This is a genomic window from Mycolicibacterium gilvum, from assembly GCF_900454025.1.
GTDB classification, from domain to species: Bacteria; Actinomycetota; Actinomycetes; order Mycobacteriales; family Mycobacteriaceae; genus Mycobacterium; species Mycobacterium gilvum.
Genome location: NZ_UGQM01000001.1, coordinates 3,083,976 through 3,107,509 on the forward strand (window position 1 = coordinate 3,083,976; position 23,534 = coordinate 3,107,509).

At 70.5% G+C, this 23,534-nt stretch carries 12 protein-coding genes; 10 read left to right on the forward strand and 2 right to left on the reverse strand.

The window, feature by feature from the left end:
* The first annotated feature begins 4 nt into the window (after nt 1-4).
* Genes DYE23_RS14585 through DYE23_RS14615 form a run of 7 tightly spaced genes read left to right on the forward strand, consistent with a single transcriptional unit; the run spans nt 5 to nt 19,356 of the window.
* Complete coding sequence (locus tag DYE23_RS14585; RefSeq protein ID WP_115327482.1) at nt 5-5,473, forward strand: SDR family NAD(P)-dependent oxidoreductase; 5,469 nt, start codon at nt 5-7, stop codon at nt 5,471-5,473.
* Nucleotides 5,473-10,893 carry a type I polyketide synthase gene (locus DYE23_RS14590; protein WP_115327483.1) on the forward strand — a complete coding sequence of 1,807 codons (5,421 nt, stop codon included), beginning with the start codon at nt 5,473-5,475 and terminating at the stop codon, nt 10,891-10,893. The genes DYE23_RS14585 and DYE23_RS14590 overlap by 1 nt, the downstream gene beginning before the upstream one ends.
* Nucleotides 10,890-15,347 (forward strand): type I polyketide synthase, encoded by a 4,458-nt coding sequence (locus DYE23_RS14595; RefSeq protein ID WP_115327484.1) that lies wholly within the window; start codon nt 10,890-10,892, stop codon nt 15,345-15,347. The genes DYE23_RS14590 and DYE23_RS14595 overlap by 4 nt, the downstream gene beginning before the upstream one ends.
* Nucleotides 15,348-15,364: 17 nt before the next feature.
* A complete protein-coding gene (locus DYE23_RS14600; RefSeq protein ID WP_099961712.1) occupies nt 15,365-16,369 on the forward strand; it encodes an efflux ABC transporter ATPase subunit, DrrA-related in 1,005 nt (334 codons plus the stop codon).
* The gene (locus DYE23_RS14605) at nt 16,366-17,214 is read left to right on the forward strand and encodes an ABC transporter permease (protein ID WP_115327485.1); all 849 of its coding nucleotides are present in this window, start codon (nt 16,366-16,368) and stop codon (nt 17,212-17,214) included. Before DYE23_RS14600 ends, DYE23_RS14605 begins: the two co-directional genes overlap by 4 nt.
* Nucleotides 17,211-18,056 (forward strand): ABC transporter permease, encoded by an 846-nt coding sequence (locus tag DYE23_RS14610; protein WP_013471674.1) that lies wholly within the window; start codon nt 17,211-17,213, stop codon nt 18,054-18,056. The genes DYE23_RS14605 and DYE23_RS14610 overlap by 4 nt, the downstream gene beginning before the upstream one ends.
* 43 nt (nt 18,057-18,099) lie before the next feature.
* Nucleotides 18,100-19,356, forward strand: coding sequence for a phthiocerol/phthiodiolone dimycocerosyl transferase (locus DYE23_RS14615; protein WP_011894246.1), 1,257 nt, complete (start codon nt 18,100-18,102; stop codon nt 19,354-19,356).
* Here DYE23_RS14615 and DYE23_RS14620 read toward each other — a convergent pair.
* Nucleotides 19,349-20,179 (reverse strand): class I SAM-dependent methyltransferase, encoded by an 831-nt coding sequence (locus tag DYE23_RS14620; protein ID WP_011894245.1) that lies wholly within the window; start codon nt 20,177-20,179, stop codon nt 19,349-19,351. The genes DYE23_RS14615 and DYE23_RS14620 overlap by 8 nt on opposite strands.
* Before the next feature lie 64 nt (nt 20,180-20,243).
* On the opposite strand from DYE23_RS14620, the gene DYE23_RS14625 reads away from it, so the two are divergent.
* The 3 genes from DYE23_RS14625 to DYE23_RS14635 are packed head-to-tail and all read left to right on the forward strand — an operon-like array spanning nt 20,244 to nt 22,134.
* A complete protein-coding gene (locus DYE23_RS14625) occupies nt 20,244-20,918 on the forward strand; it encodes a flavodoxin family protein (protein WP_011894244.1) in 675 nt (224 codons plus the stop codon).
* Nucleotides 20,919-20,930: 12 nt separating this feature from the next.
* Entirely contained in the window at nt 20,931-21,437 is a 507-nt protein-coding gene (locus tag DYE23_RS14630) for a DUF2505 domain-containing protein (RefSeq protein ID WP_011894243.1), read from the forward strand.
* Nucleotides 21,430-22,134 (forward strand): nitroreductase family protein, encoded by a 705-nt coding sequence (locus DYE23_RS14635; protein ID WP_011894242.1) that lies wholly within the window; start codon nt 21,430-21,432, stop codon nt 22,132-22,134. The genes DYE23_RS14630 and DYE23_RS14635 overlap by 8 nt, the downstream gene beginning before the upstream one ends.
* On the opposite strand, the gene DYE23_RS14640 is transcribed toward DYE23_RS14635, so the two are convergent.
* Nucleotides 22,135-23,442: a hypothetical protein gene (locus DYE23_RS14640; protein WP_115327486.1), complete on the reverse strand. Its 1,308-nt coding sequence runs from the start codon at nt 23,440-23,442 to the stop codon at nt 22,135-22,137.
* Between the last annotated feature and the right edge of the window lie 92 nt (nt 23,443-23,534).

The following is a 23,534-nucleotide window of genomic DNA, read 5'->3' on the forward strand; positions in this document are numbered from 1 at the left end:
TGAGATGACTGTTGCGTCAGGTTCGCCCGCATCGCCGGATCGCCGGGCGATCATCACCGAGGCGCTCCGCAAGATCGACGATCTGACCGCGCGCCTCGCCGCCGCCGAGAAAGCCGAGACCGAGCCGATCGCCGTGGTCGGCATCGGCTGCCGGCTGCCCGGCGGCGTCGAGAACGCCGACGGGTTCTGGACGTTCCTGTCCGACGGTGGCAACGGAGTCATCCGCGTGCCCGCCGACCGGTGGGACGCCGATGCGTTCTACTCGCCCGACTACTCCGTACCCGGCACGATCTGCAACCGCGAGGGCGGCTTCCTGACGTCGTGGCAGCCCGACGAGTTCGACGCCGAGTTCTTCTCGATCGCACCCCGCGAGGCCGCCGCGATGGATCCGCAGCAGCGGCTGCTGCTCGAGGTCGCCTGGGAGGCGCTGGAGAACGCCGGGATCAACCCGCGCTCGCTGCGCGGCTCGGCGACCGGTGTGTTCATCGGGATGACCACAAACGACTACTACCACTCCGTCGTCGGCAGGTTGGCGCCCGAGGACATCGACCCGTACATCCCGTTCGGCAACGCGCCCAACTTCGCCGCCGGCCGGCTGTCCTACTTCCTGGGTGTGCGCGGGCCCGCGGTCGTCAGCGACACGGCGTGCTCGTCGTCGCTGGTGTCGATCCATCTGGCCTGCCAGAGCCTGCGCCGCGGCGAGAGCGACCATGCGCTGGCCGCCGGGGTGAACCTGATCCTGTCCCCGGAGAACAACATCGCGTGCTCGCGCTGGGGCATGCTCGCTCCGGACGGTCTGTGCAAGACGTTCGACGCCGACGCCAACGGCTACGTGCGCAGCGAGGGCGCCGGCGTGGTGGTACTCAAGCGGCTGTCCGACGCGGTGCGTGACGGGGACCGGGTGCTCGCGGTGGTGCGCGGTTCGGCCGTCAACCAGGACGGTGCGAGCAGCGGCCAGACGGTGCCCAACGGCCCGGCCCAGCAGGAGCTGATGCGCACGGCGCTGAAGTCCGCGCGCCTGGAGCCGTCGGACATCGACTACATCGAGGCCCACGGCACCGGAACCTCGCTCGGCGACCCGATCGAGCTCGACGCGCTGTCGGCCGTGTACGGCGACCGCAAGGACTCCGACCCGCTGATCCTCGGATCGGTCAAGACCAACCTGGGCCACCTGGAGTCGGCGGCGGGTGTCACCGGCTTCATCAAGACCGTGCTGAGCGTGCATCACGGCGCGATCCCCAAGCAGCTGCACTTCACGAAGCTGACGCCGCAGGCCGGCGACGGCGCGAAGAACTTCCGCATCGCCTCCGAGCCGCTCGACTGGCCGGCCACCGAGATCCGGCGGGCCGCGGTCTCGTCGTTCGGCGTCAGCGGCACCAACGCCCACATCGTGGTCGAACAGGCCCCCGAACCCGCGGAAGTGCCTGCGGCCCAACAGGAACCGCCGGTGAGCACGCTGGTCGTCACCGGCAAGACCCCGGCGCGCATCGCGTCGCTGGCCGGCCGGCTGGCCGACTGGCTGCAGACCCCGGAGACGGCCGAGCTGGCACTGGCCGACATCGCCGAGACGCTGAACCACCGCCGCGCCCAGCACACCCGGTTCGCGACCGTCGCCGCCGCCGACCGCGACCAGGCGATCGCCGGGCTGCGCGCGCTCGCCGGCGGGTACCCGGCACCCGGCGTCGTCGGACCCAACGATCCGGCCCTGGGCACCGGCACCGTGTTCCTGTATTCGGGACAGGGCTCGCAGTGGGCCGGCATGGGTAAGCGCCTGCTCGCCGACGAGCCGGCCTTCGCCGCCGCGGTCGACGAGCTCGAGCCCGATTTCGTCGCGCAGGTCGGGTTCTCGCTGCGCGACGTGCTGACCTCCGGGGAGACGGTGGTCGGCATCGACCGCATCCAGCCGGTGCTCGTCGGCGTGCAGCTGGCGCTGACCGCGCTGTGGCGCTCCTACGGCGTCACCCCCGACGCGGTGATCGGCCACTCGATGGGCGAGGTCACCGCCGCGGTGGTGTCCGGTGCGCTGAGCCCGGCCGACGGCCTGAAGGTCATCGCGACGCGGTCGCGGCTGATGAAGCGGCTGTCCGGGCAGGGCGCGATGGCACTGCTCGAGCTCGACGCCGAATCCGCCGAGGAACTGATCGCCAGCTACGACGGCCTGACCGTCGCGGTGTACGCGTCGGCGCACCAGACGGTCATCGCGGGCCCACCCGACCAGGTGGACGCCGCGATCGCCGTGGTCGACGCCCAGGACAAGCTGGCGCGCCGCGTCGACGTCGACGTCGCCTCGCACCATCCGATCGTCGACCCGATCCTCGAGGACCTGCGCAGCGAGCTGGCCGGGCTGCAGCCGCGCACCCCGACTGTTCCGATCATCGTCACCACCGACGGCCGGCCCACCGACGGCTCGTGCGTGTTCGACGCCGACCACTGGGTCGCCAACCTGCGCAACCCGGTGCGGTTCGCCCGCGCGGTGGCCACCGCCGGAGCGGACGCGTCGATCTTCGTCGAGGTCAGCCCGCACCCGCTGCTGAGCTACGCGATCAAGGACACGCTGACCGGCCCGCACCGCAACCTGCCGACGCTGCAGCGCGACACCAACGACACGGTCACGTTCCACACCAACCTCAACGCGACCCACACCGTGCGGCCGCCGAAGACCCCGCAGCGCGGCGGGCCGCGGGTGCAGTTGCCCGCGACGCCGTGGCACCACGCGCACCACTGGATCCACATCGCGAAGCCGGACACCGTGGCGCACACCGGAACCGGCCCCCCAGCCGGCACGGCACTCGCCGAGGGCGAGAAGCACGAGTGGTTCCACACGCTGACCTGGCCGGTGCGCGACCTGCCGCAGGGCGGGACGGATGTGCCGTGGCTGGTCCTGGGCGACGACGACGGCCTGGCCGACCTGCTCGGCACCGGCTCGCGGACGGCTCCGCTGTCGGTGCTCGACGACGACGGCGACATCGCGGCGCGACTCCGCCCGCTGCTGTCCGATGTGCGCCACGTCGTCTACCTGCCGGCCACCGAGGCGGCCCGGTTCGACGCGGCGCCCAGCTACCGGACGTTCCACCAGCTGCGCCGGCTCGTCGTCGCACTGGCGGCGACCCCCGACGCGCCCCGGTTGTTCGTCGTGACCCGCAACGCGCAGCCGGTCACCGACGGCGACCGCGCCAACCCGGCGCACGCCGTGCTCTGGGGTCAGGGGCGCACGCTGGCGCTGGAGCATCCCGAGTTCTGGGGCGGTCTGGTCGACGTCGACGAGAGTCTGCCCGCCGAACTGCTCGCGCACCATCTGCGCTCCGAAGCCGCCGTGGTCGACGGTTCCGGTGCCGCGGACCGCGATGACCAGGCCGTGTATCGCGCCGGCGAACGCCGCGTCCCGCGGCTGGAGCCGACCCCGCTGCCCGCGGTACCGCTGACCCGGCTCGAGAGCGGCACCAGCCACCTGGTGATCGGCGCGACCGGCAACGTCGGGCCCTACCTGATCCGCCAGCTCGCCGATATGGGCGCCTCGACCATCGTCGCGGCGTCGCGGCGCGGCGGATCGCAGCTGTCCGACCTGACCGCCGAGCTCGCCGAGCGCGGCACGACGCTGGTCGAGGTCGCCGCCGACGCGGCCGACGAATCGTCGATGGCCGCGGTCTTCGACCGTTTCGGCAAGGACCTCCCGCCGCTGGACGGCATCTACCTCGCGTCACTGGCCGGCGGCGAGGCCCTGCTGACCGAGATGACCGACGAGGATCTGAGCCCGATGTTCCGGGCCAAGGTCGACGCCGCGGCGGTGCTGCACAAGCTGTCACTGCGCACCCCGGTGCGCCGCTTCGTGCTGTTCTCGTCGATCACCGGCCTGCTGGGCTCGCGCGCGGTCGCGCACTACACCGCGGCCAATGCGTTCGCCGACACCTTCGCCTATGCGCGCCGCACGCTCGGCCTGCCGGCGACTGTCGTGGACTGGGGCCTGTGGAAGTCATGGGCCGACGCGCAGCCGCAGATGAAGGCGGCGGGTCTGGAGCCGATGCCCAACGACGTCGCGATCAGGATGCTGCCCGCGGTGCTGAGCCCGGACGCCGCGGTGCAGACGATCGTCGCCGGCGCCGACTGGGGCCGGCTGGCCGACGCGTACCGCATGCGGGCGGCCGTCAAGGTGCTCGACCATCTGGTGAATGCGCCCGATGCGTCCGCCGATCTGGACTCGGTGGCGCCGCCGGCGTGGGGCACCGTGCTCGGCGAGGCGGTCACCGGTTCCTCGCACGAGCAACTGTGGCGGGCCCGGCTGACGCCGGGGGAGCGGCCGTACCCGGTCGCCCACCGGGTGCGCGGCGTCGAGGTCGTTCCGGTTTCTGTTCTGCTGCAGACACTTTCGGCCGCAGCCGGGCAGCTGGACGGGGCTGCGATCGGTGACGTCCGGTTCGAGTACCCGATCGTCGCCGACGCCCCCAAGGTCATCCACGTGGTCTTCGACAAGGCCGGCGACGGCGGCGCGCTGTCGGTGTGGTCGAGTTCGGCGCCCGACACCCCGGAACAGCGCTGGACACGGCATGCCGGGGCGCAGCTGTCCGACGCGCCGAGCGCGGCGCTCAGCGGTGACCAGAGCCCCGGTGACCGGGTGTTCGACAGTGCGGCGATCGCCGAGATGCAGAGCGCGCTCGGAGTGCAGGGGCAGCCGTTCGACTGGACGGTGTCCGACTGCACGACGACCGCGGCCGGGGCGCGCGCCGACATCACGCTGCCCGACACCACCGAGTCGCCCGCCGCGGCGCTGGTCGACGTCGCCGTCCATGTGGCGCGCCTGGCCGACGCCGGGAACGCGCAACTGCTGCTGCCGGCCGGCGCCGAGACCCTCGCGGTGACCGCCTCGCCGGGGACCGCCGGTGTCGTCGAGGCCTACCGGCGTCCCGACGCCGGTGGTGACACGCTCGTCGTCGACGTCCTGGTGAAGGGCCACGACGGCACCATCTGGGTCGACATCCGCGGGCTCACCTACGCGCCGGTCGAATCGGCGCCGGCACCGGTGGTCGAGGAGAACGCTTCGGCGGCAACGGAGTTCGTCGACTGGGCGGCGATGAACCGGCAGCAGACGGTGGCCGAACTGCGAACCCGGCTGCGCGGCATCCTGGCCCGCGAACTCGGCATGCCCGAGGACGCCGTCGACGTCGAGATGCCGTTCCCGGAGCTGGGCCTGGACTCGATGATGGCGATGAACCTGCTGCGCGATGCCAAGGCACTGGTCCGCATCGACCTGTCCGCGACCATGCTGTGGAACAACCCGTCCATCGCCGCGATGTCGGAATTCGTGGCCGACCTGCTGGCCCCGGGGCAGCAGCCGGCCGACGACGAGGCACCGGAGATCGGCGAGGGCGGTGAGCCCGACGACGATGACGACTCGTTCGGCCTGCTGGACGAGCTGTTCGACAGCATCGAATCTGATTCCGTCGAGTCGGCCGGCGCCGGCAGTGAGGGCGCAAACTGATGAAAACCACCTTCGACAGGATCTCGGCGATGTCGGCCGAGCAGCGCGACAAGCTCGCCGAGCAGTTCGAGAAGGCCTCGCGGGTGGCCGGCGCCGAGCCGATCGCGGTCGTCGGCATGGGCTGCCGGTTCCCCGGCGGGGCGACCGACCCGGACAGCTACTGGAAGGTGCTGGAGTCCGGGACCAACGCGGTCACCGAGGTGCCCGCGGACCGCTGGGACGGCGACGCCTACTACGACCCGGACCCGATGGCACCGGGCCGCATGCCGTCGAAGTGGGGCGCCTACATCGACGACATGGCCGGCTTCGACGCCGAGTTCTTCGGCATCACCCCGCGTGAGGCCGCTGCGATGGATCCGCAGCAGCGCATCGTGCTCGAAGTCGCCTACGAGGCACTGGAGAACGCCGGCCTGGCCCCCGACACCGTCGGCGACATCCGCGGCGCGGTGATGCTCGGCGTCTACTACAACGAGTATCAGAGCGCGTCCGCCGGCAACCCCGACACCATCGACGCGTACTCGGCGACCGGAAACGCCCACAGCGTCACCGTCGGGCGCATCGCCTATCTGCTGGGCCTCAAGGGCCCGGCCGTCGCCGTCGACACCGCGTGCTCCTCGTCGCTGGTGTCGATCCACCTCGCCTGCCAGAGCCTGCGCATGCGTGAGAGCGACCTGGCGCTGGCCGGCGGGGTGAGCCTCAGCCTACGGCCAGAAACCCAACTCGCCCTGGGCAAGTGGGGCATGCTGTCCCCGCACGGCAAGTGCTATGCGTTCGATTCGCGCGCCGACGGTTTCGTGCGCGGCGAAGGCGCCGGCGTCGTCGTCCTCAAGCGGCTCACCGACGCGGTGCGCGACGGCGACCGCGTCCTGGGCGTCGTCCGCGGCTCCGCGGTCAATCAGGACGGCCGCTCCAACGGCCTGACCGCACCCAACGCCCCGTCGCAGCGCGACGTGATCACCCGGGCGCTGCGCTCGGCCGACGTCGCCGCCGGAACGGTGAACTTCGTCGAAACCCACGGCACCGGAACATCTCTGGGCGATCCCATCGAGTTCGACGCCCTCTCGGCGGTGTACGGCAAGGGTGACACCCCGTGCGCGCTGGGCGCGGTCAAGACGAACATGGGCCACATGGAGGCCGCCGCCGGGATCGGCGGATTCATCAAGGCCGTGCTGACCCTGCAGCACGGCGCGATCGCGCCGAACCTTCACTTCCAGAAGTGGAATCCGTCGATCAACGCCACCGGCACCCGGCTCTTCGTGCCGACGGAGAAGACCGACTGGCCCGAGACCGACCATCCGCGCCGGGCCGCGGTGTCGTCGTTCGGCATGGGCGGCACCAACGCCCACATCGTGCTCGAGCAGGGCCCCGATGTCGCCGCCGCACCGGTCGATCCGGCACCGAAGGTCGCCACGCTGGTCGTGTCGGGCAAGACCCCGCAACGCCTGGCCGCCGCCGCGGCGTCGCTGGCCGACTGGCTCGACGGCGACGGCGCGCAGGTCCCGCTGACCGACGTCGCGCACACCGTCAACCATCACCGCAGCCGATTCCCGACGATCGCCACCGTCTGTGCGCGTACCCACGCCGAGGCCGTGGCCGGGCTGCGGGCACTGGCCGCCGGGCAGACCGCGCCGGGCGTCGTCGGCGCACGCGCCGCCAAGTCCGGCACCGGGACGGTGTTCCTGTACTCCGGGCAGGGTGCGCAGTGGGCCGGCATGGGCAGGACGCTGCTCGCCGACGAACCCGCGTTCGCCGCCGCCGTCGACGAGCTCGAGCCCGCGTTCGTGGACAAGGTCGGCTTCTCGCTGCGCCAGACGCTGGAGGCCGGTGAGCCGGTCACCGGCATCGACAGGATCCAGCCGGTGCTCGTCGGCATGCAGCTGGCGCTGACGCAGCTGTGGCGCTCCTACGGCGTGGAACCCGACGCGGTGATCGGCCACTCGATGGGCGAGGCCACTGCTGCTGTGGTGGCCGGAGTCCTGACGCCGGCCGAGGGCTTCGACATCATCGCGACCCGGACCCGCCTGATGAAGCGGCTGTCCGGACAGGGCGCGATGGCGCTGCTCGAACTCGACGCGCAGGCCACCGAGAAGCTGATCGCCGACCGCCCCGACATCACCATCGCGGTGTACGCGTCGCCGAAGCAGTGTGTGATCGCCGGCCCGCCCGAGCAGGTCGACGAACTCGTCGCGCTGGTCGACGCGCAGGGCAAGTTGGCCCGCCGCGTCGAGGTGGACGTGGCGTCGCACCACCCGACGATCGATCCGGTACTGGGCGAGCTGCGCGACGCGCTGAGCTACCTGAGCCCGGCGGCGCCGAAGATCCCGCTGGTGTCGACCGTCGCGTACGCGGGCTCTGCGCCGCTGTACTCCGCCGACTACTGGGCGGCCAACCTGCGCAACCCGGTGCGGTTCAGTCAGGCGGTGCACGAGGCCGCCGCCGACCACAGCAATTTCGTCGAGATCAGCCCGCATCCGCTTCTGACACACGCGATCTCGGACACGCTGGCCGCGCAGTCGACCAGCCGCAAGTTCCACGTCGGCGCGACGCTGAACCGCGACCACCCCGAGCCGCTGGCGTTCCACGCCCAGTTGTCCGCGCTGCGGCCGCCGGCGGTCACGGCTCCCGACGGGGCGACGGGCCGGGTCGTGGACGTCCCCGCCACCGCCTGGCAGCACACCCCGTACTGGATGGCCGACCGCTCCGGCGGTCCGCAGTTCGCCGGCGCGCATCCGTTGCTCGGCCTGCACGTCGAGCTGCCGGCGGGCGCCGGGCACGTCTGGCAGTCCGACGTCGGCCTGGAGGCCCACCCGTGGCTGGCCGACCACATCGTGCACGGCCTGCCCGTGATGCCGGGTGCGGGGTTCGCCGAGATCGCGCTCGCCGCCGCGCAGGAGGCCCTCGGCCTGCCCGCGACCGGTGTCGAGGTGGCTCTCGAGGTGCAGGAGATGCTGCCGCTCGACGCGCACACCACGCTGACCACGCAGGTGAGCACCGCCGAGGACGGCACGCTGCGGGTGGAGATCCACTCGCGGTCGGAGGCCGGGACGTGGACGCGGCACGCCGCGGGCAGCGTGCGCGCGGCCGCCGGCGCGACCCCGCCCAGGCCGGCCCCGCTGAGTGAGGGCACCCCGGTCTCGCCCGCGGACTTCTACACCGCGCTGCGCCGCACCGGAGCCCACCATGCGCACGCGTTCGCGGCACTGACCCGCATCGTGCGCGCCGCCGGCACTGCCGACACCGAGATCGTGCTGCCCGACGAGGCCACCCCGCACCGGGGTGTCGCGCTGCACCCGGTGATGCTCGACGCCGCGCTGCAGGGCCTGGCCGCCGCGCTGGGCGATGACTCGCTGACCGACTCCAACGACGTCACCTACCTGCCGGTCGGCTTCGGCTCGGTCCGGGTGTTCGCCGAGGTCGGCCGAAGGGCGAAGTGCCGCGCGGAGCTGCTCAGCGTCGCCTCCGGTGTTGATGGGCAAGGCAGCGGCGACGCCGTCGGCCGGGTCACCCTGACCGACGACACCGGCACCGTGCTCGCGCAGGTCGATGATGTCGCGCTGAAGAGGATCCAGCGCCGGACCGTGCCGCTTCCGTTGTCGCAGAAGATCTTCGACAGTCGGTGGGTACCGGCGCAGGCGACGGCCGGGGCTGCGCAGGCGGGAAGCTGGCTGGTGCTCGCCGACGGCGACCACACCCTGGCGTCCGCCGAGCGGTTCGCGCAGAGCTTCGGCGACGCGCAGCACCGCGTGGTGACCGCCCGGCTCGGTGACGAAGCGGCGGTGCGGGACGCGTTCGCGTCCGCCACCACCGACGCGGCGCTGCCGCCCGCCGGCGTGGTCGTGCTCGTCGACGTGCCGGCGTTCGACGGCGCCGACGCCGCAGGCGGCCTGGCCGCCGCGCAGAACGCGGTGTGGGAGATCGCCGAGACGGTGCGCACCATCGTCGGCAGCTGGCACGGCACGCCGCCGCGTCTGTGGGTCGTCAGCCGCGGCGGGCTCGCCGTCACCGACGGCGACAACGGCGGCAACCCCGGCGTCGGCACCCTCAAGGCGCTCATCCGCGTCCTCGCCTACGAACACCCGGACCTGCGCGCCACCCTGCTCGACGTCGGCGCCGACGGCGATACCGCGGCGATCCTGGCGACCGAGATCGGATCGGCGAACGACAGCACCACCACCGAGGACACCATCGCGTGGCGCGACGGATCCCGTCTGGTGGAGAGGCTGTCGCGGGCCGAGCTGCCCGCGGTGCCCGGCCGTCTTCAGGTGCGCGGCGACGGCTCCTATGTCGTGACGGGTGCGCTCGGCGGTGTCGGTCTGGCCGTGGTGCGCTGGCTGGTGGACCACGGCGCGGGCCGCCTGGTCCTCAACGGTCGCAGCGGGCCCTCCCCGGAGGCGCAGGCCGTCATCGACGAGCTGTCCGCGCGCGCCGAGATCGCAGTGGTCACCGGAGACATCGCGGTGCCCGGCACGGCGGTGCGCCTCATCGCGGCCGCCGAGGAGACCGGCAGGCCACTGCGAGGCGTGCTGCACTCGGCGGCGGTGCTCGACGACGAGCTCGTCGTCGGGTTGACCCGCGAGAGCATGGAGAAGATCTGGGCGCCGAAGGCGGCCGGTGCGTGGCGGCTGCACGAGGCCACCGTCGGCAAGGAACTCGACTGGTGGGTCGCCTTCTCGTCGGTCGCCTCGCTGCTGGGCTCGCCGGGACAGTCGGCCTACGCGTGCGCGAACGCGTGGCTCGACGCGCTGGTGACCTGGCGCGCCGCGGCCGGTCTGCCGGCGACCACGGTGAACTGGGGACAGTGGGCCGACGTCGGCCTGGCCAGTTCGCTGCGGTTCTCGGTGCTGGACCCGATCACCCCGGATGAGGGTGTCGAGGCGCTGGGCGGCGTGATGGCCGCGGGATTGACGCGGGTCGGCATCGCCCGGCTGCGGCTGGACCGGGCCGCCGCGGCGTTCCCGGAGATCCAGCAGATCGGCTTCTTCGCCGACCTCGTCTCCGAGCTCGACACCGACGACGCCGACGACGACTGGGAGGGCGCCGAGGCGCTCAAGACCATGAGCGCCGCCGAGATCAACCGTGTCGTGGTGGCACGCCTGCGGCGCCGGATCGCCGGGGTCATGGGCTATTCGAACGACAGCGCCGTGGACACGGCGAAGCCGCTGACCGAGATGGGGCTGGACTCGCTGATGGCGGTGCGGATGCGCAACACCATCCGCGGCGACTTCGGGGTGGAGCCGCCGGTCGCGCTGCTGTTGCAGGGGGCGACACTGAACGATGTGGCGCTGGACCTGATCCGACAGCTCGGCCTCGCCGAGGAGGACGGCTCCGACCGGCCGAACGCTCTGCGCGACCGGGCACAGCAACGTGCCGCCGCGCGTCAACGGGCCGCATCGCGGCGGAAAGTAGGACCACGATCGTGACCAGCGGTACGACGGACTCCCCGCAGGACTCCCTGCCGGACAACGCCATCGCCGTCATCGGCATGGCCGGACGGTTCCCGGGCGCGCAGTCGGTGTCGGAGTTCTGGCGCAACCTGCGCGGCGGTGTCGAGTCGATCGTCGACCTGTCCGAGAGCGAGCTGCTCGCCGCCGGTGTCACCGAGCAGACCCTGGCCAACCGGTCCTACGTCCGGCGGGCCGCCCTGATGTCGGGCATCGAGGAGTTCGACGCGGACTTCTTCGGGTTCACCCCGCAGGCCGCCAAGGCGCTGGATCCGCAGCACCGGCTCTTCCTGCAGACGGTGTTCCACGCGTTCGAGGACGCCGGCTACGACCCCAAGGGCCTCGAGGCGACCGTCGGGGTGTTCGGCACCAGCTCGACCAGCGGGTACCTGCTGCACAACCTGATGTCGAACTACGACCCGATGATGGTGATCGGGCAGGGCGCCAGCTTCGACATGGTCAGCCTGTCGCTGTCCAACGACAAGGACCATCTGGCGACGCGGGTGGCCCACAGCTACGACCTGCGCGGGCCCGCGCTGTCGGTCGCGACGGCGTGTTCGTCCTCCCTGGTGGCCGTGCATCTGGCGTGTCAGTCGATCCTCAACGGCGAGTGCGACATCGCGCTGGCCGGCGGGTCGTCGCTGCGCATTCCGAACCGGGTGGGCTACTGGTACGCGCAGGGGTCGATGGTGACGCCGACCGGTCAGTGCCGGCCGTTCGACGTCCGCGCCGACGGCACGGTGTTCGGCAGCGGTGTCGGCGTGCTGGTGCTCAAGGCCCTGGAGGACGCGGTGGCCGACGGCGACCGCATCCACGCGGTGATCCGCGGCTCGGCGCTCAACAACGACGGTGCGACGAAGATGACCTACGCGGCGCCCAACGCCCTCGGGCAGGCCGAGGTGATCGCCGAGGCGCACGCGATCGCCGGTGTCGACGCGTCGACGATCACCTATGTCGAGACACACGGCACCGGGACCCCGCTGGGCGACCCGATCGAGGTCGAAGGTCTGCGTCAGGCGTTCGAGCTGGCCGAGGACGAGCGCAGCGCGCCCTGCTACCTGGGTTCGGTGAAGTCGAACATCGGGCACCTGGAGACCGCCGCGGGAATCGCGGGCCTGATCAAGGCAATCCTGTGCCTCGAACACAAGGCGATCCCGGCGACGCTGCACTACACGAGCCCCAACCCCGAGCTGCACCTCGATCGCGGACCGTTCCGTGTCCGCGCCCAGGACGGGCCGTGGGAGTCCGACGGCATCCGGCGCGCGGGTGTCAGCTCGTTCGGTGTGGGCGGCACCAACGCCCACATCATCCTGGAGGAGGCGCCCGTGGCGCCGGCGCGCGCGCAGACCTCGTCGCCGGCCCGCCCGTCGGTGCTGGTGCTGTCGGCGAGAACCCAGGAGGCCCTTGAGGACTCGCGCGCAACGCTGGCCCGGGAGCTCGGCGAGAACGCTGAGATCAGCCTGCCCGACGTGGCCTACACCCTGGGCCGGCGCCGCAAGGAACCGATCCGGCTGGCCGCCGTCGTGCGCGACCAGGCCAATGCCGCCACCGTGCTGTCGGCCGCTGAGACGGACGGCGCGACCGACAACGTGTTCATCGGCCGCGGGCACCCCGACTGGGACTCCTCGGCGACGGACCGGATCGCGTTCCTGTTCCCCGGGCAGGGCGCCCAGCACATCGGGATGGCGCGCGGTCTGCACGACAACGAGCCCGTGTTCGCCCGGTACTTCGACGAGTGCGCGACCGCCTTCAGCGACGAGATGGGTTTCGACCTGCGCGCCGAGATCTTCGACGGCGTCGGACGCAACCTCGAGCACACCGACCGGGCGCAACCGGCGCTGTTCACCGTCGAGTACGCGCTGGCCAGGTTGATCCAGTCCTACGGTGTGGAGCCCGCGATCATGGCGGGCCACAGCATCGGCGAATACCCGGCGGCCACCCTCGCCGGGGTGTTCGACCTCGACACCGCGGTCAAGGTGGTCGCCACGCGCGCCAAGCTGATGCACGCGGCACCGCGCGGGGTGATGATCGCCGTCCCGCTGAGCCCGGACGCGGTCGCCGAGTACCTGACCCCCGACGTCGACATCGCGACGATCAACGATCCCGGCAGCTGCGTCGTCGCCGGCACCGACGAGGCCATCCGGGCGTTCCAGGCAGGGCTCGCCGAGAAGGGCGTCGCGGCACGCCGGGTGCGCACCGCGCACGCGTTCCACTCGAGGCTGATGGACCCGGTCGTCGCCGAGTTCACGGCGTTCCTGTCGGGGTTGACCCTGCGGGAACCGCAGATCCCGTTGCTGTCGAACGTCACCGGCACCACGATGTCGGCGAGCGAGGCCACCAACCCGTCGACGTGGGCACGCCAGATCCGGGCGACCGTGCGGTTCGCCGACGAACTCGACGCGCTGCTCGCGGCTCCGGACCGCGTGCTGGTCGAGGTCGGGCCCGGCGGCACGCTGACCTCGTCGGCGGGCCGGCATCCGCGCTGGTCCGAACGGCACCGCGCGGTGCGGTTGATGCGCCACCAGGCGCAGAACCGCAGCGACGACGACACCTTCCACCTGGCGTTGGGGCAGCTGTGGGCGGCCGACGTGGACGTCGACTGGACGCAGGGCGATCAGGACGCGGCCGACGCGCGCACCCTCGTCACGCTTCCCGGTTATCCGTTCGCCCGGCAACGGCACTGGGTCGAGTACAACGCGAGCTCCGCATGGGTCGCCAACGGGTCCGGCGCAGCCGGGGTGTCGGCGACCGGCGCCCAGGCCGGGTCGGCCGCGGGTGGGGCCGGCGGAGGCTCGTCGGTGGAGGCGTCGCTGCAACGCATCTGGGCGCAGTGCCTCGGCGTCAACGAGATCGACCGGCACGCCAACTTCTTCGAGATCGGCGGCGACTCGCTGGTCGCGATCAGCGTCGCGATGACGGCGGGCCATGCCGGCCTCGACCTGACCCCGCAGGATCTCTACGAGAACCAGACGGTCGCGTCGCTGGCGAAGGTGCTCACCGCGCGGTACGCCGAAGGCGGTCTGGCACGCCAGAGCGTCGACGACTCGACCAGCCCGCCGGTGCCGCCGAACGTCGCGTACTTCCTGGAGCACGGGCTGCGCGACGTCAGCCGGTGGCGCATTCCGGTGATCCTCGGGCTGCGCTCCGACGTCGGCGAGGACGATGTCCGGGCGGTGCTGACGGCGGTCACCGACGCGCACGACGTGCTGCGCGTGCGTCTCGTCGAACGGTCGGGCATCTGGGACCAGATCATCGCCGAGCCCGGCGAGTTCACCGAGCTGGCCAGCAGGGAGCTGCCCAGCGGGGTGGCCGCCGGCAGCCCTCAGGAACGCGAGGCGGTGCTGGCGTTCCTCGACGAGCAGGTCCGCGAGCACCAGGTGGTCGTGCCGCTCACCGCGACACTGATCCGCAGCGGCTCGGGCGGTCCGTCGTACCTGGCGTTGAGCCTGCACGGCATCGCCGGCGACGTGTCCGGCGATTCCGCCTCGCGCGATGTGCTTCTGACCGACCTGTTCACCGCGTTCAACCAGCGGATGGCGGGGGAGGAGATCGTGCTGGCCCCGGTCACCGCGTCGTGGCGGGAGTGGTCGCAGCGCTGCGCCGGACTGGCCGGCCATCCCGCGGTGCTCGACAGCCGCGACTACTGGCTGCAGACCGCGCACAGGTCGACGCTGCGGGTGGCCGGCGGTGAACCCGCCGACCGTCCCGGTGCCGCCGACCTGGAGCGGTTGTCGACGATGTTGTCGGCCGCCGAGACCGGGGAGTTCGACGACGCGCGTCGCCGCCTGCGCCTGTCGGCCGAGGAGATCCTGCTCGCCGCGCTGGGACGTGCGGTCGCCGTGACCGTCGGCGAGGGCGCGGTCGCGGTGGACCTGGGCGGGCGTGGCCGGTCGGTCCTCAAGCCCGACGTCGACCTCGCGCGCACCGTGGGCTCGTTCGCCGCGCTGCATCCGGTCGTGCTGACCGCCTCAGGGCAGACGGCGTCGGCCGCGCTGGCCGAGGTGCGGCAGACGCTCGACGCGGTGCCGCACTACGGCATCGGGTACGGGCTGCTGCGCTACCTCTACGCGCCAACCGCGAGGCTGCTCGGCGACGGCAGGCCCGCCGACATCCTGTTCTCCCATGTCGGCACGATCCCGGACGCGCCGGCCGATCAGCCCGACGACGCCCCGGTGCGCTTCGACCCCGACACCGCGATGCCGATCCGCGACGCGCTGCCCGGTCTCGGACACGCCCTCGAGGTGCGGATCTACCGGACGGGGGGCGAACTGCACCTGGACTGGTGGTACGACATCCGCCGTCTCGGCCCCACCGATGTGGAATCCTTCTCCCGACAGTATTCGGCAGCGGTCCTCGACATCAGCCGGGAAGCACTCGCCGAAGAGGACACCGACGCCGCCGGCGACGAGCTCGCCCTCGTCGATCTGTCCTAGGGGGTAGAGGGGAACGCATGCCAAGCACCGATAAAGCGGTGGTCGTCGAAGGGATCAAGAAGTCCTTCGGCGCCGTCACCGCATTGCGCGATGTCAGTTTCGATGTGGGACGCGGCGAGGTCCTCGGACTCCTGGGTCCCAACGGTGCGGGCAAGACGACCACGGTCAACATCCTGTCGACACTGATCAAGCCGGACAGCGGCCGCGCGATGATCGCCGGACACGACGTCGTCACCGATCCGGCGGGGGTCCGCCGGGCTCTGATGCTGACCGGCCAGCACGCCGCGCTCGACGACCTGCTCACGGGTCGGGAGAACCTGCTGATGTTCGGTCGCCTGCAGGGCCTCAAGAAGAAGGTCGCCAAGCAGCGCGCCCAGGAGCTGCTCGAGCAGTTCGATCTGGTGGGGGCCGGCGACCGCGCGGTGGGCAACTACTCCGGCGGCATGAAGCGCCGCATCGACATCGCCTGCGGGCTGGTGGTCCGCCCCGAGGTGGTGTTCCTCGACGAGCCGACGACCGGACTGGATCCGCGCAGCCGTCAGGCCATCTGGGAACTGGTCACCGACTTCAAAGAAGCCGGCATCGCGACATTGCTGACCACGCAGTATCTCGAGGAGGCGGACCTGCTCAGCGACCGCATCATCGTGATCGACAAGGGCACCGTGATCGCCGAGGGCACCGCCGACCAGCTCAAGGAGCGCACCGGTGGCACCTACTGCGAGATCGTCCCGCGCCAGCTCAGCCGGTTGCGTGAGGTGGCACGTGTCCTCGGCCCGCTGCTGCCCGCCGCCCACCGCGACGCGCTCACCGACACCTCCGACCGGATCTCGATGCCCGCCCCGGACGGGCCGAACACGCTGATGCAGGCGCTGCACCTGCTCAGCGAGGCCGACATCGAGCTGTCCGACATCGCGTTGCGGCGGCCGTCGCTCGACGAGGTGTTCCTGGCGCTGACCGGCGATCATCCGAAGGCCCGCGACGAGTCCGAGGACCCACGACTCGCCGCGGACGCGTACGCGTGACCGCACAGAGCGCGGTGAAGACGGCGCCACGCCAGGCAGCGATCCCGCACGCGCTGCGACCGCCGGTGTCGGCGATCCAGCAGTGGTGGGTGCTGACGGTCCGGATGATCACCCCGACGCTGCGCAACGGCGAGCTCGCCACGCAGGTCGTCGGCTCGATCGTGTTCACCGTCGGCTATTACCTGCCGCTCAAGCAGATGATGGGCGCGGTGCAGCCGCTGAGCAGCTATGCGCAGTATCTGACCCCGCTGATCGTGCTGCAGGCCATCTGGTTCGCCGCGATCTCGGCGGCGTTCCGGTCGGCGACCGACTCGGTGCAGGGCATCAACCGGCGCTTCCGTGCGATGCCGATCCCGTCGAGCACCCCGCTGGCCGCTCGGATGACGGCCAGCATGTACCGCTGCTGTATCGCGCTGGCGGTGTCGGTGGGGTGCGGCTACGTGATCGGTTTCCGCTTCGAGGCCGGTGTGCTGGGCATCCTCGGCTTCGTCGGACTGGTGCTGCTCATCGGTGCGGCGCTGGCGATCATCGGTGACCTGATCGGCGTCGCGACGCAGAATCCCGAGGCGACGGCCCCGATGATGCTGATTCCGCAGCTGACGCTCGGCCTCGCGTCGGTGGGTCTGCAACCGGTGGAGCAGTTCCCCGACTGGATCCAGGGCTTCGTCCGCAACCAGCCGCTCTCGCAGTGGGTCTACGCGCTGCAGGCGCTCGCCGGCGACAGCACCGACGCGGCCCCGGATGCGACCGTGGCCGTTCTGGGGTCCGCGGTGGCGTGGGCTGCCGGGTGCATCGTGGTGGCCCTGGTGCTGCACGTCTGGGTCAGCAGGAGACGGCGCTCATGACCGTGGAGTCCTCGCCGTCGGCGACCTACCGGGTCGGCGGCAAGCATCGTCGCGCCCACGTGTGGGAGAACTCGCCCAGACAGCTCGTGCCGCAGGTGGCGGTGCTGACGGGACGCATCCTGCGGCGGTGGAGCCGGGACCCGGCGACCCTGGTGCAGTCGATGGTGATGCCCGCGGTGTTCCTGATCGCGCTCGACATCGTGCTCGGCGACGTCATCGAGGCGGTGACCGGGCACAGCGGCCTGTACGGCCAGGTTCCGCTCGTCGCGTTGGTCGGCGGGATGACCGGATCGATCATCGGCGCGGTCGGCATCATGCGGGAGCGTGACGCCGGTCTGCTGTCCCGGTTGTGGGTGGTGCCGGTGCACCGTGCGGCCGGTCTGCTGGCCCGTCTGGCGGCGGACTTCATCCGCATCACCGCGATAACACTGGTCGTGATGTCGGTCGGGCTCGTGCTGGGATTCCGGTTCGAGCAGGGGATTCCGGCCGCGATCGCCTGGGTTTTCATGCCCGCGTTGTTCGGGGTCACGTTGTCGGCCGCGGTGCTGACGCTGGCGTTGTTCTCGTCGAGCACCATCGCACCGCAGGCGACCGAGATCCTCATCGCGATCCTGATGTTCTTCTCCATCGGCTTCGTGCCGCTCGACCAGTATCCGGAGTGGCTGCAGCCCTTCGTCGAGCATCAACCCGTCAGCACTACGATCGAGGCGATGAAGGGCCTGTCCCTTGAGGGTCCGATCGCACAGCCGGTGCTGTTCTCGGTGCTGTGGGCGGCCGGCATCGCCGCGGTCTGCGCCGTGCCGCTGGCGATCGGGTATCGCAGGGCCAGCAAGCGCGGCTGACGGGCCCCTTCCACCGATCCGAGCCACAGGGAGTCTCACACCGATGTTTCCTTCTTCGGGCATCCGCAAGCTCGCACGCAGCGAGGAGATGTTCGCCGAGACGCAGAACTTCGTCGGGCTCGCCGCGCATGTGCGCGGCACCGTCGACGAGACCGCGTTGGCGGACGCGTTCGACGCGCTGCTGCAGGCGCATCCGGTGCTCAACGGGCACTTGGAGCAGCTTCCGGACGGCAAGTGGGAGATCGTGCTGGACGACCTGATGCACGAGGGCCTGGAAGTCGTGGAGTGCCACGGCGACCAGGAGCCGCCGCCGCTGCTGTTCGACCAGACCGCAGCGCTGACCCATCTGCGGTTGACCCGGCGGGACGACGAGACGCACCTGACCCTCTACATCCACCACAGCCTGGCCGACGGGCACCACCAGTTCAGCCTCGTCGAGGAGTTGTTCTCGACCTACACCGACCTCGTCACCACCGGCACCGCACGGCAGGCTCCGGTGGCGCCGGCCCCGGCGGCACTGGAGACCATCCTGTCCGACCGTGGCGTGGAGAAGAAGCTGCGCTCCGGCCTGGAGCGGCTGCTGGCGGCGATGTTCGCCTATGACGTGCCGCCGTCGCGCCGCGCGCCGGCGGAGAACAACCCGGTTCTGCCGCAACGGGTTCCGATGGAGTTCTGCAAACTCTCGGAGGCCGAGACCGAGAACATCATCGGGTTCTGCCGGGCCAACAAGCTCGGTCTGAACAGCCTGCTGTCGGCGTCGATCCTGATGGCGGAGTGGCAGCTGCGCGAGACGCCGAACATCCCGGTGCCCTACGTCTACCCGGTGGACCTGCGTTACCTGCTCTCGCCGCCGGTGTCGGCCACCGAGTGCACCAACCCCGTCGGCATCGCGACCTATCTGGCCGAGATCTCACCCGACACCGACGTCGTCGACCTCGCCCGCGACATCAACGACACCTTCAAGGCCGACATCGCCGACGGTGTGATCCAGCAGAGCTTCCTGCATTTCAGTCCGCAGTACGTCGGGAACCCGCCGGGCCTGCCCGATGTCGTGATGTTCACCGACAACGGCATCGTGCCGCCGATGCGGATGCCCCCGGACATGGAGCTCGCCGCCAGCCACGGGGAGCTCTACTTCGCCGTCGGGGCCGGCATCGAGATCTACACCAGCAAGATCTTCGCCGGCCGGCTGATGATCGAGTACCACTCGCACGGTCCGGCGCCGGAGAAGTCCGTGCAGACGATCGAGACGCTGCTGCGCGGGATCGCAGCGCGTCAGGCGGCGGCGCGTGTCAGCTGACGGGCCCGAACCCGTAGCGGTGGTACTGCAGAGCGTTGCGCAGCGGCGGCACCGCGCGCACGGCCCGGCCCAGCACCTTGAACGGGGCGGACGCCCGCGCCGCGGTGCTCGCGTCGAACAGCGTCGCCGCAGCCAGCAGCCGGGTGCCGGGCACCTTCGACAGGATGTCCTCGGGGCTGTTGACGGCCCAGTACAGCGTGGAACCGGTTTTGCGGACCAGGGTCTGGGTCTTCTGCGACTTGATCGGAAGCCAGTTGTAGAAGTCGATCTGCAGTTCGCCGGATCCGAAGCGTTCGACGACGCGCCGCAGCAGCGCGACGCCCTCGTCCTCGGTCAGATACATGCTGATGCCCTCGGCCAGGAACAGCAGCGGCTTGCCGGTCGGGATCTGGTCGAGCCACGACAGCTCGGTCGCCGGGGTCGGCAGCAGGTGGTAGTTCGGCCGCGACGGGTAGACCTTCTCGCGCAGCTCGATCACGCCCGGGAAGTCGACGTCGTACCACTGCACGTTCGGTCCCGGGTCGACGCGGAAGACGCGGCTGTCGAGGCCACAGCCGAGGTGGACGACCGTGCAGTCGCCGTGCGCGGCGATGAACTGCTTGGCCCAGATGTCGTACTGCGCGGTGCGCACGGTGACGATCGGCGCCCATCGTCCGGTGACCCCGAGGTCTGCCCAGTCGTAGTCGATGCGCTCGATGGCCTCCTTGGCGAACCGGTCGCCGAGCACGGGGCGGTCGAAGTCGGCGTCGAGGGCTTTGAGATAGAGGGTCGTCAGCATCGTCTGGGCGGGCCCGGTCAGATCGATGGAAACCTTGTCGGTCATAAACCAGAGGCTATGCGTAAACGCCGCCCGGCGGAAAATCAGCCTCACACCAGAAGGAGCGACAGTGAATTCAGCGGGTGAGTCGAACGGCACCAGGGTGCTTCTCGTCTACTACTCCTATACCGGACAAACACAGAAGGTCCTCGACGCGGCGGCCGACGTGCTGCGCGAGCGCGGGTGTGAGGTGACGTTGGCGCCCATCGAGTTCGTGGATCCGCAGTACTCCGAACCGTTCACCCGGTTCCCGATGCGCAGTGTGTGGCCGGACATGTTCAGTGTGTACAAGGCGCAGGGCAGGGGGGAGACCGGTGAGATCCGTACGCCGGATGCGGTGCGCGACGGGCGCTATGACCTGGTGATCTTCGGGTCGCCGACGTGGTGGGACACGGTCAGCATGCCGCTGCGGTCGTTCCTGGAGTCCGGGGACGCCAAGGCGCTGCTCGACGGCACACCGTACGCGGTGGTGACGGTGTGCCGCCGCCTCTGGCGGGGGAACCTGGAGGCGGTGCGTGAACTCGCCGACAAGCAGGGCGGCCGCTTCGCCGACAGCATCCACTTCGAGTACCCGGGTGGTCAGCTGACGTCGTTGCTGTCACTGGCCAGCTATCTCGGCTCGGGGGAGTACAAGCAGCGTTATCTCGGGGTGAAGATCCCGACCACGAACATCAGTGCCGGACAGGTGGATCAGGCACGTTCCTTCGCAGGACGGCTGGCGGACCGGCTGTTCGGCGGGCGTTGAGGACGGTCGGTCGTGCCGAGACCCTTTGACGTCGAGACCGATTCGCCCGCCGGCGTCGAGGCGATCCTGCGGGCTTTCGGCGACGAGAGCTACTGGAACGCCCGGATCACCGAATTCGGCGGCGGCGCAACGACGCTGGACGCCCTCGAGGTCGACGCCGACGGCGCCGTCGCGGTGGCCACCACCCAGGATCTGCGCAACGATCTGCTGCCGGGTCCGCTGACGAAGGTGTTTCGCGGCAACCTCTCGATCGTGCGGACCGAGACCTGGCGGCGCGACGGCGCCGGCGTGGTCAGCGGCGCGGTGACGATCTCCGCGTCCGGCGTGCCGGGCAGCGGTGTCGGCGACGCCGCTCTGCTGCCGTTGCCGGACGGGTCGCGGCTGACGCTGGCCGGTACGGTCGAGGTCAAGATCCCGCTCGTCGGCGGACGGGTCGAGAAGGTCATCTGCGACCAGATCGTCGTCGAGATCCCGCAACTGCAGCGCTTCACCTCGGATTGGATTGCCCAGCATGGCTGACCCCACCCCGTCCACGTCGGAAGCGCTTGCGCGCCTGGACATGTCGCTGATCGATGTGATGATGACCCAGCGCGCGGTGCGCCGGGTCTATCCCGATCCGGTCGATGACGAGATCGTGATGAAGTGCCTGGAGGTCGCGCTGCACGCGCCGACCGGAGCCAACGGCCAGAACTGGGAATTCATCGTCGTCAAGGACTACGAGACCAAGAAGAAGCTCGCCAAACGGTATCGGCAGGCATGGAACCTGTACTACCAGACGGTGATACGGCGGGTCTCCAAACGCGACCCGTCGATGGCCAAGACCGCCAGGGCGGTGCAGTGGCAGGTCGACCACTTCACCGAGGTGCCGGTGCTGATCGTGGCGTGCCTGAAGCTGGGTCCCAAGGACGGCCGGATCCCGTTCGTGCCGATGCCGCATGCCGCGCTGTCGGGGTTCTACGGCTCCATCTATCCGAGCGTGCAGAACCTGCTACTGGCCGCACGCGCGATGGGGCTCGGCGCGTCGCTGATCACGCTGCCGTTGTGGAGTGTGACGTCGACCCGCAAGACGCTGGGCCTGCCGGTGTCGGTGACGCCGTGCTGTGTGGTGCCGCTGGGCTGGCCCCGCGGCCGGTACGGGCCGACCACCCGACGGCCGGTGGCCGAGGTGATGCATCTCAACACCTACGGCAACCGACCGTGGATGGGGACCGGCTAGCTACTCGCTGTCCGCGCCACTTCCACCATCGCTGTCCGAATCACCGGAATCGGCTGTCCCTGAGTCTGATTCAGACGACGCAGTATCGGAGGCCGCGGTATCGGAGGCCGCAGTATCGGAGGCCGCGGTCTCGGGCTTGCGGTGCTTGCCCGTCGACGACGTCGACTTCTCGGCATCCGCGTCGGCATCAGCATCAGCATCAGCGTCGGCGTCGGCACGTTCGGTGACCAGCGCGAACTTGCGCTTCAGCGCGCTCGTCGCGCCGTCGATCACGGATTCGGCGGACGGCGTCTGCGCATCGGTGTCGGTGTCGGCGGTGCCACTGTCTTCTTCGGCGGCGTCGGTGTCGACCTCTGTGTCGGTGCCGCTGCTCTCGTCACCGGTGACGACTTCGGTGTCGGTACCCGTCGACACCGGCACGGGGGAGAGTGACACCAGTTTACGCTCGGCCGGGACGGTCGCCGTGGACACCAGGACCAGTTCGGGTTCGACGACCTCGGCCGCCGCGCCGCTGCCCGCCGGATCCTCCTGCTCGTCCCCGGTCTCCTCCTCGGCCGGCGGCCGCAGGAACGCCTTGAAGAACCGCTCGATCTCGCGGACTGCGACCCAGTCCGGCATGTGACCGGTGATCTGCAGCGCCGCAGCGAGATTCGCGAACGCGGTGACGGTCTCCCACAGAGTCGTGGTCTCGATCCCCGTGGGTTCTGCTGTCCACGAATCCCACACGGAGCGAAGAGGTTCGGCGGGATCGAGTTTGACCGTCTGCTGGGACCAGGGAGTCTCGACGCCGTTGACCGGCGTTCGGACGACGGGGAACGTGTATCCGTCGTCGCTGTAGAACTCGCTCATCGGGACCTTGAACATCTTCCCGAGCATGCCCGGAAGGTCGGGGCAGTCGAAGTTGCAGCCCTCGTGCATCGGCAGGTTCGCCGTGACCCACCAGTTCACGTGCCGGCCCCACGGCTCCGAGAACGCCGGGAACGGGATCAGAGCGTTGATGCTCTCCATCAGCATCGCCGGATTGGCCTCGTCCCAGCCCCACTGATTGTTGGGTTGGTTCTCGTTCCAACTCCCGCTGATCGCCAGCGCCGTCGCGAGGCGATCGACGGCGGCGACCATGTTGGCGGGGGCACTCAGCATCTGCTCGATCATGTTGATCGGCACGTAGGCCACCGACGCGGTCAGGCTGACGTCGGACTCGACGACGCGCAGCGCCGGCGTCGACGGCGATATCGGACTTACTGCGATGACACTGGCCCCCACCAGCGCCACACCGGTGGTCACGACCGGCTTGACGGCTACTCGCATGACACCCAACTTCTCCCCGACGGTTCGTTGTTCGACCGCCCGACCATACCCTGAGTGCTGCGGACCGCCGCACCGTTCGGCAAACGGCCGGG